The sequence below is a fragment of the Ensifer sp. LBL genome (assembly GCF_050435225.1).
Lineage (GTDB): Bacteria > Pseudomonadota > Alphaproteobacteria > Rhizobiales > Rhizobiaceae > Ensifer.
Genome location: NZ_JBNDJY010000003.1, coordinates 393,684 through 406,603 on the forward strand (window position 1 = coordinate 393,684; position 12,920 = coordinate 406,603).

The 12,920-nt window shown below is 62.6% G+C and carries 15 protein-coding genes; 8 read left to right on the plus strand and 7 right to left on the minus strand.

Annotated features, from left to right (window positions below; genetic code table 11):
• The first annotated feature begins 30 nt into the window (after window positions 1–30).
• Both OKW20_RS13520 and murI read left to right on the plus strand, forming a co-directional pair.
• Window positions 31–861 carry an RNA methyltransferase gene (locus OKW20_RS13520; protein ID WP_043614559.1) on the plus strand — a complete coding sequence of 277 codons (831 nt, stop codon included), beginning with the start codon at window positions 31–33 and terminating at the stop codon, window positions 859–861.
• Window positions 848–1,693, plus strand: coding sequence for a glutamate racemase (gene murI, locus OKW20_RS13525; protein WP_429172900.1), 846 nt, complete (start codon window positions 848–850; stop codon window positions 1,691–1,693). The genes OKW20_RS13520 and murI overlap by 14 nt, the downstream gene beginning before the upstream one ends.
• On the opposite strand, the gene OKW20_RS13530 is transcribed toward murI, so the two are convergent.
• Window positions 1,690–1,911: a hypothetical protein gene (locus OKW20_RS13530; RefSeq protein ID WP_429172903.1), complete on the minus strand. Its 222-nt coding sequence runs from the start codon at window positions 1,909–1,911 to the stop codon at window positions 1,690–1,692. The genes murI and OKW20_RS13530 overlap by 4 nt on opposite strands.
• A 305-nt stretch (window positions 1,912–2,216) precedes the next feature.
• On the opposite strand from OKW20_RS13530, the gene OKW20_RS13535 reads away from it, so the two are divergent.
• Window positions 2,217–3,734, plus strand: a complete 1,518-nt coding sequence (locus OKW20_RS13535) for an ATP-binding protein (RefSeq protein ID WP_043614551.1) — start codon at window positions 2,217–2,219, stop codon at window positions 3,732–3,734.
• 72 nt (window positions 3,735–3,806) lie between these two features.
• On the opposite strand, the gene OKW20_RS13540 is transcribed toward OKW20_RS13535, so the two are convergent.
• A complete protein-coding gene (locus tag OKW20_RS13540) occupies window positions 3,807–4,142 on the minus strand; it encodes a cupin domain-containing protein (protein ID WP_192447155.1) in 336 nt (111 codons plus the stop codon).
• A 109-nt stretch (window positions 4,143–4,251) separates the two neighbouring features.
• Between OKW20_RS13540 and OKW20_RS13545 the strand changes: the two genes are divergently transcribed.
• From OKW20_RS13545 to OKW20_RS13565, 5 genes are all read left to right on the plus strand, one after another.
• On the plus strand, window positions 4,252–4,779 hold the full coding sequence (locus tag OKW20_RS13545) for a MarR family winged helix-turn-helix transcriptional regulator (RefSeq protein ID WP_429172906.1): 528 nt from the start codon (window positions 4,252–4,254) through the stop codon (window positions 4,777–4,779).
• 227 nt (window positions 4,780–5,006) lie between these two features.
• Entirely contained in the window at window positions 5,007–5,624 is a 618-nt protein-coding gene (gene rpsD / locus OKW20_RS13550) for a 30S ribosomal protein S4 (RefSeq protein ID WP_034794529.1), read from the plus strand.
• Between the two features lie 153 nt (window positions 5,625–5,777).
• Window positions 5,778–6,725, plus strand: a complete 948-nt coding sequence (locus OKW20_RS13555) for a glutaminase (protein ID WP_429172909.1) — start codon at window positions 5,778–5,780, stop codon at window positions 6,723–6,725.
• Window positions 6,726–6,853: 128 nt separating this feature from the next.
• Window positions 6,854–7,738 carry a tRNA 2-thiocytidine(32) synthetase TtcA gene (gene ttcA, locus OKW20_RS13560; protein WP_429172912.1) on the plus strand — a complete coding sequence of 295 codons (885 nt, stop codon included), beginning with the start codon at window positions 6,854–6,856 and terminating at the stop codon, window positions 7,736–7,738.
• Window positions 7,735–8,559 carry an inositol monophosphatase family protein gene (locus tag OKW20_RS13565; protein ID WP_205238732.1) on the plus strand — a complete coding sequence of 275 codons (825 nt, stop codon included), beginning with the start codon at window positions 7,735–7,737 and terminating at the stop codon, window positions 8,557–8,559. Before ttcA ends, OKW20_RS13565 begins: the two co-directional genes overlap by 4 nt.
• A gap of 78 nt (window positions 8,560–8,637) precedes the next feature.
• On the opposite strand, the gene OKW20_RS13570 is transcribed toward OKW20_RS13565, so the two are convergent.
• The 5 genes from OKW20_RS13570 to OKW20_RS13590 form a co-directional block, all read right to left on the minus strand.
• Window positions 8,638–9,930 (minus strand): multidrug effflux MFS transporter, encoded by a 1,293-nt coding sequence (locus OKW20_RS13570; RefSeq protein ID WP_429172916.1) that lies wholly within the window; start codon window positions 9,928–9,930, stop codon window positions 8,638–8,640.
• A 101-nt stretch (window positions 9,931–10,031) separates the two neighbouring features.
• Window positions 10,032–11,270: a multidrug effflux MFS transporter gene (locus tag OKW20_RS13575; protein ID WP_429114231.1), complete on the minus strand. Its 1,239-nt coding sequence runs from the start codon at window positions 11,268–11,270 to the stop codon at window positions 10,032–10,034.
• A gap of 475 nt (window positions 11,271–11,745) precedes the next feature.
• A complete protein-coding gene (gene grxD / locus OKW20_RS13580) occupies window positions 11,746–12,084 on the minus strand; it encodes a Grx4 family monothiol glutaredoxin (protein ID WP_043614534.1) in 339 nt (112 codons plus the stop codon).
• Window positions 12,085–12,215: 131 nt separating this feature from the next.
• Window positions 12,216–12,464, minus strand: a complete 249-nt coding sequence (locus OKW20_RS13585) for a hypothetical protein (RefSeq protein WP_192446216.1) — start codon at window positions 12,462–12,464, stop codon at window positions 12,216–12,218.
• A 6-nt stretch (window positions 12,465–12,470) separates the two neighbouring features.
• On the minus strand, window positions 12,471–12,704 hold the full coding sequence (locus OKW20_RS13590) for a BolA family protein (protein WP_034794447.1): 234 nt from the start codon (window positions 12,702–12,704) through the stop codon (window positions 12,471–12,473).
• Window positions 12,705–12,920: the final 216 nt, after the last annotated feature.

Sequence of the window (12,920 nt, forward strand, 5' to 3'; positions counted from 1 at the left end):
AACGCCGAACGAAAGGCGAAGGCTAAGGAAATGGCAGGAACGAACAGCGAGCGCGAACTTCTGGCGGAAGGACCGGCGATCATTCTCGCCTATCCCCAGCTCGGCGAAAACATCGGCATGGTCGCCCGCGCGATGGCGAATTTCGGGCTCGCGGAGCTTCGGCTCGTCAATCCGCGCGACGGCTGGCCGAGCGAAAAGGCACGATCGGCCGCAAGCCGCGCCGACCACGTGATCGACGCTGCCAAGCTCTACGGCTCGGTCGAGGAGGCAATCGCCGACCTCAACTTTGTCTATGCGACGACCGCACGCGACCGCGACGGCTACAAGCCGGTGCGCTCGCCGATCGTCGCGGCGCGCACGCTGCGCCAGCGCTTCCAGGGCGGTGAGAAGACGGGCATCCTGTTCGGGCGCGAACGCACCGGGCTTACCAACGAGGAAGTGGCGCTTGCCGACGAGATCGTGACCTTTCCGGTCAACCCGGCCTTCGCGTCGCTCAATCTCGCCCAGGCCGTGCTGTTGATGTCCTACGAGTGGCTGAAGACCGGCATGGAGTCTGAGGACCAGACCTCGTTCCAGGCGATCGAGCAGCGACCGGCGACCAAGGAACACCTGCAGGGTCTGTTCGAGCACGTGGAGGAAGCGCTTGAGGCGCGGAACTATTTCCGTTCGGCCGACAAAAAGCCGAAATTGGTCGAGAACCTGCGCGCGGTTCTGACCAGGCCGTCCTTTACCGAATCCGAAATCCAGGTGCTACGCGGCGTCATTTCTTCGCTCGACCGGTTCACGCGGGAAAATCCGCGGGGCTCCGGCGCTCCGGGTGAACACTCAAGGAAAGCGCGAGACAAAGGTGACAGCGAGTGAACTGAAACCCATCCTCGTCTTCGACAGCGGCATCGGCGGTTTGACCGTGCTGCGCGAGGCGAGGGTGCTGATGCCCGAGCGGCACTTCATCTATGTCGCCGACGATGCCGGCTTTCCCTATGGCGGCTGGGAAGAGGCGGCGCTGAAGGAACGGGTGATCGCGCTCTTCGGCCGGCTGCTTTCCGAACACGATCCGGAAATCTGCGTGATCGCCTGCAACACCGCCTTCACGCTTGTCGGCGCCGATCTTCGCGCGGCCTTTCCTCAGATGACCTTCGTCGGCACGGTGCCCGCAATCAAGCCGGCGGCCGAGCGCACGCGCTCCGGGCTGGTTTCCGTTTTGGCGACGCCCGGCACGGTCAAGCGCGCCTATACCCGTGATCTCATCCAGTCATTCGCCACGCAGTGTCACGTGCGCCTCGTCGGCTCGGAGAGCCTTGCCAAGATGGCCGAGGCCTATATCCGCGGCGAGAAACTCGACGACGAGACCGTTCTTGCCGAAATCGCCCCGTGCTTCGTCGAGATGGACGGCAGGAAGACCGATATCGTCGTGCTTGCCTGCACCCATTATCCCTTCATGGCCAACGTCTTCCGCCGGCTTGCGCCCTGGCCGGTCGACTGGTTGGATCCGGCGGAAGCGATTGCCCGGCGGGCGCGGTCATTGGTGCCGCTGCCGAACGGCTTCGAACCGCTCAATGGCCTCGACCCGGCGATCTTCACCTCCGGCAAACCGGATTTTGCCACAAGACGGCTGATGCAGGGCTTTGGCCTGTCGGTAACGGCAAATGCGACCGCTGACGAGCGCGTGGGACAGACCGAAGCGATCGGCTAGAAGAGGATCGCCAGAAGGATGGCGATCAAGGAAACCAAGGCACAGGCAAGCAGGAAGTTTTTGTGACCGGCGCGTTTGGCTTGCGCCTTTGATAAAACGGGTTGGCCCTCCTTGTAAGCGTCGCGCATGCGCTGATCGAGATTGTGCATCTCCAGCTGGCGTTCGGTTTCGCTCTGACTCATTGCCGCCCCTCGTAAATCGCTGCCCTTCCGCTTCATATGGGGACGCGCGCTCGCTCGCAGCAGTCAGCATGCCGAAGAATTTCGGCTCTGTCTTGCAGCAAAGGGCGTGCGGCTTGGTGTTCCGACGACTTGCCGCCGCGTATTCCCTGTGGGTTTTCGCTTCCTGCGCCACGCATTCCGGGAAAACCGTGTTAGGTGAAGCCCGAATGGCGGTCTCCGCACGATCGCGAATCATCTAAAGCATTGAGCAGCTACGCACCGGTCCGGCGACTGGAAGAGCGTGAGAACGTAAAGATTGGGCGGTTCCTTCATCAGGGCCGCACGCGCACGAAGAGGTGGACATGAAGGTCGGCATCGACATGGGAGCGACGTCCGAAGGGACATCGGCCTCGCTCGATATCGAGGAGCTTCTGGCCACCCGTCTCTTGGTGCAGGGCAATTCCGGTTCGGGCAAGTCGCACCTGTTGCGGCGGCTGCTGGAGCAATCCGCACCCTGGGTGCAGCAGTGCATCATCGATCCCGAAGGCGATTTCGTCACGCTTGCCGACAAGTTCGGCCATGTGGTCGTCGAGGGCGAGCGGACCGACGCGGAACTGATCGGCATTGCCAACCGCATCCGCCAGCACCGCGTTTCCTGCGTTCTGTCGCTCGAAGGGCTCGATATCGAGCAGCAGATGCGCAATGCCGGCGTCTTCCTGAACGCCATGTTCGATGCGGATCGCGAGTTCTGGTACCCGGTTCTCGTCGTTGTCGACGAAGCGCAGATGTTTGCACCGTCGGTCGCCGGTGATGTTACCGAAGAGGTGCGCAAGATTTCGCTTGGCGCCATGACCAACCTCATGTGCCGCGGCCGTAAGCGCGGCCTTGCCGGGGTGATCGCGACGCAGCGCCTGGCGAAGCTTGCCAAGAACGTAGCGGCCGAAGCCTCCAACTTCCTGATGGGCCGCACATTCCTCGACATCGACATGCTGCGCGCGGCCGATCTTCTCGGCATGGACCGGCGCACGGCGGAAATGTTCCGCGACCTCAAGCGCGGCTCCTTCGTCGCGCTCGGTCCGGCCCTGTCGCGCCGTCCGCTCAAGGTAACGATCGGCACGGTCGAAACCTCGGCCCGCTCGACGAGCCCGAAGCTGATGCCTCTGCCGGAGGCGCCGCAGGATGTCGAGGACCTGATCTTCACGCCGGATCCGGACGAGTTGACCCGGCCGATCATGCGCCGCGCTGTTGCTCCGCCACGCCCGACGACCGACATCCTGGCCGAACTCTCGCGCCCACGGCCCGAGCCGGTCGCGCCGATCGAGGCAAGGCCGACGCAGCCGGAGATGACCGCTGACGAGAAAGAGACCCTGCTCGACAGCGTCTTTGCGGAAATCCTCGCCAATCCGGAGGCAGCCTTCCGGCCGGACGCGGAACTGTTTCAGGACTTCCTGGTGCGCTGCCGCATTCGCCGCATGCCGTCCGGTACGGCCCTGTCACTTGGCGCGTTCCGCCGCAAGATGGCGGTTGCCCGCTCAGGCGTCGATCCGGAGACTGCTGCGAGCGAGACCTGGGCCCAGGCCCTGCAGCTTGCCGATCGCGTCACCGAGGATCTGCAGGCCGTGTTCCTGATGATGGCGCAGGCGGCCGTCCGGGGCCTGCCATGCCCCTCCGACGCGATGATCGCGCGTGCCTACGGCACCCATTCTGCAAGGCGGGCCCGCCGTCTGCTTGGCTACTTCGAGGAGCATGGACTGATCGTCATCCATGCGGATTTCGCCGGAAAGCGCATCGTTGCCTTCCCGGACCTCGGCAGCGAGACCGCTCCAGGCGACGCCAACGGGCCGGATGTAACGGGCGCGGCCGCCGCTGCGGCGGAGTGAGTCCGGTTACAGATCAAGCCTTCGTTTCTCGCGGGAACTCAAGGCGTGAGATGCCAACCGTGTCGGCATGGCTCAGATAAATTCCTGTATGACGCGGTCGGACGCGTGGATGCAGGTCATCTCGAGCCGCGCCGTACCATTGTTGACGAAACGGTGGGGCGTGCCGGCTTCGACGACGATGATGTCGCCGGTCTTACCGATCAGCGTCTCATCTCCAACCGTGAACTCCGCCTCGCCGGAATGAATGAGCCAGGTCTCGGGATAGGGATGCACATGCAGCGCCGGCCCTTGGCCTGGCTCAGCATCCATCAGGAAGAGCGAAATCGGCGTGCCATATTGCCCACCTTCAAACAGAATGGTCCGCTTGGGGCTTGGTTTTTGCTCTGAGCGCGGAATGACATGAAACATGCTGGCCTCCATCGGGTTGGCTTGTCGATTGCAATGAACTATCTTCACGAGAAGATATTATTCGAAACTATCTTCTCGTCAAGATAGTTTCGAAGACCTGGAGCAAGCGATGCAAAACAAAAATGCCGAGAGCGATCACGTCGACCGGTTGCGGGCGCAATGGGACCGCGAACTGCCGGACCTCGACACGGAGCCGATGACCATCCTCGGTCGCGCCTACCGGCTTTCCAATCTAGCGCGCCCCTCGATCGAGGAGACCTTCGCCTCCTTCGGCATCGACCGCGGCGAGTTCGACGTGATCTCGACGCTTCGGCGGTCCGGGCCGCCTTACCGGCTGACGCCGACGGATCTCTATACGCTGCTGATGATTTCGTCGGGCGGACTGACGCATCGGCTCGACAGGCTGCAGAAGGCGGGATTGATCCTGCGGGAACGCTCGGCGTCCGATGGCCGCAGCAGCGTCGTCGGACTGACGGAAAGGGGAATAGCGCTTGCGGAAGACGCCTTTCGTGCCGACATGGCGAGCGAAGCGCGCTACCTCGACGCGCTGAGCAAGGAAGACCGCGTGACGCTGGCGGCGCTCCTCAGGAAGCTGCTGATTTCGTTGGAGCAAGCGCCGTCGGGTGATCCGGCGTGATCAACGGCTGTTTGTCACGATTTCGTTTGACAACAGGGGCCGGACCCACTAAAGCCGCCCCAACGCCGGGCAGAAATGTCCGGTGTTTCATTTGACATGTCCCGTGGCTTCTCCGTCAGCTTGATCGTGAGAAACCTGTCAGAACCCCGAAAATGGGTTCAGAGGAGGGCGTGTTTCCTTGATCCGGTTTGGAAACAGGCCGGTGTAACCGTTTGAAAGGAAATGCGATGAGCAAGCGCGAATCGTCCAAGTACAAAATTGACCGCCGTATGGGCGAAAATATCTGGGGCCGTCCGAAGTCCCCGGTAAACCGCCGCGAATACGGCCCGGGCCAGCACGGCCAGCGCCGCAAGTCCAAGCTTTCGGACTTCGGTGTACAGCTGCGCGCCAAGCAGAAGCTCAAGGGCTACTACGGCGACATCCGCGAAAAGCAGTTCCGCGCGATCTTCGCTGAAGCTGACCGCCGCAAGGGTGACACCCCGGAAAACCTGATCGGCCTGCTCGAATCGCGCCTCGACGCGATCGTCTACCGCGCCAAGTTCGTTCCGACGGTCTTCGCTGCCCGTCAGTTCGTCAACCACGGCCACGTCAAGGTCAACGGCGTCCGCGTCAACATCGGTTCCTACCGTTGCAAGCCGGGCGACGTCATCGAAGTCAAGGAAAAGTCCAAGCAGCTCGTAACCGTTCTCGAATCGGTTTCGCTCGCTGAACGCGACGTTCCGGACTACATCGAAGCCGATCACAACAAGATGGTCGCGACCTTCGTCCGCGTTCCGGTTCTCTCCGACGTGCCTTACGCCGTCGTCATGGAACCGCACCTGGTCGTCGAATTCTACTCGCGTTAATCCGAGGCTCACGCCTTGTGACGTTTCGAAAGCCGCCCGGAAACGGGCGGCTTTTTTGTCAGTGCCTATCAGCATCCGCGCAACCGCGGACCCCAGCGAACAAGCGCCTTATCGTCGCCTCGATCCGAGGGCGATGAGCAAGAGGGAAGCCCGATGCCCGAAGAGCAGAAGCCGCAGGATCTGCAGGCGATCATCGACGACATTCATCGGGAGCTGAGCCCGCGGTTCGGCCAGGGCAAGGTCGCCGACTACATCCCACAGCTCGCGCGCGTCGATGCCAAGCATTTCGGCATGGCGATCGTGACCACAGGCGGCCAGATCTACCGCGTCGGCGATGCCGAGGCACCGTTCTCGATCCAGAGCGTTTCCAAGGTCTTCACGCTGACGCTGGCGCTCGGCAAGCACGGCGAAAACATCTGGCATCGTGTCGGCCGCGAGCCGTCGGGCTCGGCCTTCAACTCGATCGTCCAGCTCGAGCAAGAGGGCGGTAAGCCGCGCAACCCCTTCATCAATGCCGGCGCCATCACCATCAGCGACCTGATCCTTGCCGGCCACACGCCGCGGGAGCTGATCGGCGAAATCGTGCAGTTCGTCCGCTACCTCGCCGACGATGACCAGATCGTCATCGACCATGAGGTCGCGCGTTCGGAGACGGCCACCGGCTACCGGAACTTCGCGCTTGCCAATTTCATGCGCTCCTTCGGCAAGCTCGACCATCCCGTCGACCACGTGCTCGGCGTCTATTTCCACCACTGCGCGCTATCGATGACCTGCAGCCAGCTCGCCAAGGCCGGCCTGTTTCTGGCTGCCGGCGGCAGCAACCCGCTGACCGGTCACAACGTCGTCTCGCGCCAGCGGGCGCGGCGCATCAATGCGCTGATGCTGACCTGCGGCCACTATGACGGTTCGGGCGATTTTGCCTATCGCGTCGGCCTGCCGGGAAAGAGCGGCGTCGGCGGCGGCATTCTGGCGGTGGCGCCCGGCAAGGCCTCGGTTGCCGTCTGGTCGCCGGGCCTCAACGAAAACGGCAATTCGCTGCTCGGATCTCTGGCGCTCGAAATGCTGGCGGCGCGCACCGGCTGGTCGGTCTTCGGCCCTTGAACTGCTCCGACGCGGGCGATCTGCGCCTTCAGGCCGATTTCCCTTGATCTTGACGGCCGGAGCGGGCAAGTGCTGGCCAAGATGAGCCGGGCGCCGGTTGCGCCCGCCTGCCGCACAGGATCCCCGCCATGGACCTTTCATTGAGCCAGCCCCAAGATCCGGTTGAAGCCGCGTTCGATGACGCCGCTATCGACGCCGGCGCACACCCGCTTTTCGAGCGCATGCCGACTTCGGTCTCGTTCAACAAGCTGCGCAAGCGTCTGCTTCGCCAGACCCGACAGGCGCTCGACGATTTCGGCATGCTGAAGGGATCGAAGCGCTGGCTGATCGGCCTTTCCGGCGGCAAGGACAGCTACAGCCTGCTGGCGCTGCTCATGGACCTGCAATGGCGCGGGCTCTTGCCGGTGGAGCTCATCGCCTGCAACCTCGACCAGGGGCAGCCGAACTTCCCGAAGCACATCCTGCCGGAATACCTGGCATCGATCGGCGTCAAGCATCGCATCGAGTATCGCGACACCTATTCGATCGTGAAGGAGAAGGTGCCGACGGGGGCGACCTACTGTTCGCTCTGTTCGCGGCTGCGGCGCGGCAACCTCTATCGCATCGCGCGTGAAGAGGGCTGCGACGCGCTGGTGCTCGGCCACCACCGCGAGGACATCCTCGAAACCTTCTTCATGAACTTCTTCCATGGCGGCCGGCTGGCCTCGATGCCGGCAAAGCTCCTGAACGACGAAGGCGACCTGATGCTGCTCCGTCCGCTTGCCTATGCGGCCGAGGACGATCTCGCCAAGTTCGCCGCGGCCATGGAGTTTCCGATCATCCCCTGTGACCTCTGCGGCTCGCAGGACGGCCTGGAGCGCAATGCGATGAAGGCGATGCTTGCCGATATCGAGCGACGCATGCCGGGCCGCAAGGACACGATGCTGCGCGCGCTTGGCCACGTGAACCCGTCGCACCTTCTCGATCCCAAGCTGTTCGATTTCCAGTCCCTCACACCGGAGCCCAAAGAATGAGCCATCCCGTCGACATTGCCGGCCTTGCCAACCTCCTGCAGGAAGCGGCGGTCAAAGAGATCCTGCCGCGGTTCCGCAATCTCGAAGCCGGCGACGTCAGAGTGAAATCGGAAGCCATCGACCTCGTGACCGAAGGCGACGAAGCGGCCGAGCGGCTGATCAAGGCGCGCATCGAGGACGTCGCGCCGGGCGCACTGTTCGTCGGTGAAGAATCGGTTGCCGCCGACCCGGCGCTGCTCGATAAGCTCGCCGATGCCGACCTCGCTGTCGTCGTCGACCCGATCGACGGCACCTTCAATTTCGCCGCCGGCGTGCCGCTCTTCGGCGTCATGGCAAGCGTCGTCGCCAAGGGCGAAACGGTTGCCGGCATCATCTACGATCCGCTCGGCAACGATTGGGTGATCGCCGAGAAGGGCTCCGGCGCCTGGATGTGCCGCGCCAACGGATCGCAGGAGCGCCTGTCGGTGACCGCCGGCGTACCGCTCGAGGCCATGGTCGGCGGCGCTTCGACCGGTTTCTACCAGCAGGAAGCGCGCCGCGAAGTCATGGCCAACATGGCCAAGGTGCGCATCGCCACCAGCTACCGCTGTGCCGCGCATGAATATCGCATGCTTGCCGGCGGCCACATCCACTTCCTGATGTACCAGAAGCTGATGCCCTGGGACCACCTGGCCGGCACGTTGATTTCGCAGGAGGCCGGCGCCTATGCCGCCCGCTTCGACGGCTCGCCCTACCTGCCGTCGCATCTCAATGGCGGCCTGCTGCTGGCGACCGACAAGGAGAGCTGGGAGACGCTGCGCCGCGAGGTCTTCACGGTCTAGCTGTTCGAAGCAGCCCGAAAATGCAAAAGCCCGCCCGGATCGCTCCGGGCGGGCTTTTTGTTTGCCTTATGGCGGCCGTTACATGTGGCCGCCGCCGTGATCCATGGAGACGTCCTTGTCGCCCGGATGGGTGAAGAGCTTGCCCTTTTCAGCCCAGAGCGTTGCAAGGATCGTCACCGCGCCGAAGAGCGCGAAACCACCGAACAGCGGCTGCAACGTGCCATTGAAGAGCTGGCCAACAGCGCCGCCGATGAGCGCGCCACCGGTGGTCGAAACGAAGCCGGTGATCGCCGTTGCGGTACCTGCCAGGTGCCCCATCGGCTCCAGGCTGATTGCGGTGAAGTTCGTTGCGATCACCGCGAAGAACATCAAGAGCACCGAGAACATCAGGTAGCTGACGACGAAGGCCGGCGTACCGGAGAGCGACATCACGAAGCCCGCGACCGAGATCAGCGTGAACAGGATCATCGAGACGTGCGAGATGCGGCGCATGCCGAAGCTGCGGACGAAGAAGCCGTTGGCGAAGTTCGCAACCGCGATGCCGCCGGCCGTGCCGGCAAAGGCGATCGGCAGCCACTCGCCGAGGCCATAGACCTCGCCGAAGATCTGCTGGACGGTGACGATATAGGCGCAGATGACGGCGGTGAACATCGTCATGCCGATCATGTAACCGCAGGTGATGCGGTTGGTGAGAACGGTCTTGAAACCCGACGCCACCGCACCGACGGAGAGCGGCATGCGCTCCTCTTGGGGAAGGGACTCCTTCATGCGGGAAAAGGCCCAGACGAAGAGGATCGCGCCGATGATGCCGATCAGGATGAAGATCCAGTGCCAATTGGCATAGAGGATCACGAGCTGGCCGATCGAAGGTGCCACGATCGGCACGATCATGAACACGATCATCACATAGGACATGACGCGCGCCATTTCACGGCCGCCGAAGCAGTCGCGCACGATCGCCATGGTGGTGATGCGGATCGCCGCAGCCCCGATACCCTGGATGAAGCGCAGGATCAGCAGCGTCTCGAAGCTCTGGGTGAGGGCGGCGGCAAACATCGACACGGTGAAGAAGGCGAGCCCACCGAGCAGCACGCGGCGACGGCCGAAGGCGTCGGACACGCTGCCGAAGAAGATCTGCGAGATGCCGAAGCCGAGGAAGAAGACGCCGATGACCAGCTGGCTGTCGTTGGTGTTGGCGACGTTCAGCGACTGGCCGATCGCCGGCAGCGCCGGGAGCATGCTGTCGATAGCAATGGCGACGCTCGCCGTCATGACGGCGATGGTGATGATGAATTCGACGATGCCCATGTTGAGGCGCTCGGCCCCCGAGACGCCGTCGACATGTTCGGATTGATTGGTGATGGTGGACATTGGGATAACCCGTAAATTCAATCTTTGGAAAAAGCTGGCCAACGGTTTGGAGCGCTACAGCGACCTTTACGCGTCTCCAGAGAGACGTGACGCTGCAGAGATCAGCCGGCCGGCTGATGGTGCGGTTTGAACAGCTTGCCGCGTTCGGCAATCAGGACGAAAACGAGGCCGATCGCGGCGACGGTGAAGTAGCCGGTGGCAAGCGGAGTGGCCGTTCCGTCGAAGGACTGGCCGATGAAGGCTCCGATCACGCTCCCGCCGATCGTCTGCATGAAGCCGAGGACCGAGGACGCCGTGCCGGCAACGTGGCCGAGCGGCTCCATGGCCATGGCGTTGAAGTTTGGCGCGATCAGCCCGAACTGGAACATCGTGGCGCAATAGAGGACCACGAAGAGCGGGAAGGGCAGCGGCGCATAGAGGGAGGCCGACATCCAGATGAAGCTTGCGAGCGTAAAGCCGCAGAGTGCCGCATGGGACAACGGCCGCATGCCGAAGCGGCGGACGAGGCGGGAGTTGGTGAAGGAAGCGACCGCCATCATACTCGCGAAAGCCGCAAAGACAAGCGGAAACCACACGCCCAGATCGTAGACGCCGACCAGCACCTGCTGCGCCGAGTTGATGAAGCCGAACAGCGCACCAAGGATGACCGAAGTGGCGAGCGTGTAAAGCAGCGACAGCCGATTGGTCAGCACGATGCGGAAACCGCTGAGGATTACCGACGGCGTGAAGGCGCGGCGATGCGCCGGATCAAGCGTTTCGCCGAGCTTCGTCAGCACGATCGCAATGTTCATCACCGCATAAAGCGCGACGATGACGAAGATCATGTGCCATTCGGCAAAGCTGATGATGAGCTGGCCGATCGACGGGGCGATCACCGGGACGATCATGAACACCATCATGACCAGCGACATCACCTCCGCCATTTGCCGGCCGCCATAGACGTCACGGACGATCGAGATGGTGATGACGCGTGTCGCAGCCGCACCGGCGCCCTGTATGAAGCGCAGGGCGAGCATGAGGCCGAAGGTCGGCACGACGGCGATTGCGACCGCGCAGACCGCATAAAGCGCAAGGCCGGCCAGAAGCGGCGGCTTGCGTCCGAAGCGGTCGGACAGCGGGCCGAAGAACAGCTGTGCCACGCCCATGCCGAGCAGGTAGGCGGTGATAATGTACTGCCGCTCGTTTTCCGACGCCACGCCGAGGCTCGCGCCGATTTCCTGAAGACCCGGCAGCATGATGTCGATCGAAATCGCGTTCGTCGCCATCAGGGTGGCCATCAGCGCGATGAACTGGAACTTCGTGAGGCCGGGCAGGGCGTCGTCGTTGGTCGTGCTTGTCATTTCAAAAGTCCTAGCGGCGCGGTCAGCGCCAAGCGAAACGGGTCTGGGTCCGGACGGTGCCGGAAAAAGAAGGATGTCGGCTGGCTTAATGCCGGTCGGCACAGGGATGTCAGGCGGGGGCGACCGGGCAGCCGCACCAATTGGACCGGGCCTGCATGAAACGGCGGGAGCATCGATCGGCAGCGACGGGGTCATTTCCGTGCCGGGAGGCCGGAGCGGGAACCGTTGCTGCTTATGCCGAACGATCGCGACTGCTTCATGACAGGCCGAAAACTCGGCCCAGACCTCGCTTCAGAACGCCGGAAACGTTACAGGAAGGAAGCCCGCTTTCACAAACATTCAAACGGTCATTGCGCGAACCAAGCGCGCAAAGCCTTTGGGAAGACAACGAAAATCGAAATCCGGACAGCGACGTCCGAATCAAAAAAGGCGGTTACCCGCCTTCTCCGATGGATCGGGACAAGGCGTCCTTAGATCAGGCGGCAGCGCCCTTGACGGCGATCCCCTGCTCGGAAAGGTGGGACTGAAGTTCGCCGGCCTGGAACATCTCGCGCACGATGTCGCAACCGCCGACGAATTCGCCCTTGACGTAGAGCTGCGGGATCGTTGGCCAGCTGGAATAGTCCTTGATGCCCTGGCGCAGGTCCGCGTCGGCGAGCACGTTGATGCCCTTGTAGTCGACGCCGATGTAATCGAGAATCTGGACCACCTGACCGGAGAAGCCACACTGCGGGAACTGCGGCGTACCCTTCATGAAGAGCACCACATCGTTCGTCTTGACTTCGTTGTCGATGAATTCGTGAATTCCGCTCATCCTGTCATCCTTCCTGCGCCGGCTTCAAGGGCCGGATATCGATTGGGTCTTAGATAGCATGCATATTGGTGATTTTCACCACCCAATCGCAACAAATATTGATGGTCCTCAAGATGTGGTTTTAATACCACTCAGGCCGTGCGGCGCCGCGTCTTGCTGCGCGCCGCCGACGTTTTCCGCCGACTGACCTGCTTCTTCGCCGGCTTGCGGAGGGCCGCCTCCAGAATGTCGCCAAGAAGACCCCCGCCACCGGAAGAGGTCGGCCGTGTCCGGCGCTTGGTCCGCTTGGTGGTGGTTCGCTTGACGCCGGTCTTCTTGAGGATTTCCTTCAGCGCACTGTCAACGACCCCGCTGACGAGTTCCTTGATCAGGTCAGCCACGCCAGCTTACTCCGGCGCGCTCGTCTGAAGTGCAAGGGCATGCAGCACGCCGCCCATATTGCCCTTCAGTGCGTTGTAGACCATCTGGTGCTGCTGCACGCGGCTCTTGCCACGAAACGCCTCGGCCACGACTTCGGCGGCATAGTGGTCGCCGTCACCGGCCAGATCGCGGATCGTGACCTTGGCTCCGGGAATCCCTGCCTTGATCATGTCTTCGATGTCGCCTGGTGTCATGGGCATGATACGCCAACTCCCTTTTTATTCTGCAACGTCAGCAACCTGCCGACGTTGTCCATGAAACAAGGGAACCACGATTCAGGGGCGGAACGCAATTGCTGAATTGGGTGAGGCAGGGCTGTTGCCAGCGTGAACACGATCAAATGATCGCTGCCGGCAGCGCCTGCAAGCAGGCACAGCAAAAGAGATATGGGAGCCGCAGAAACCGCAGCTCCCGTC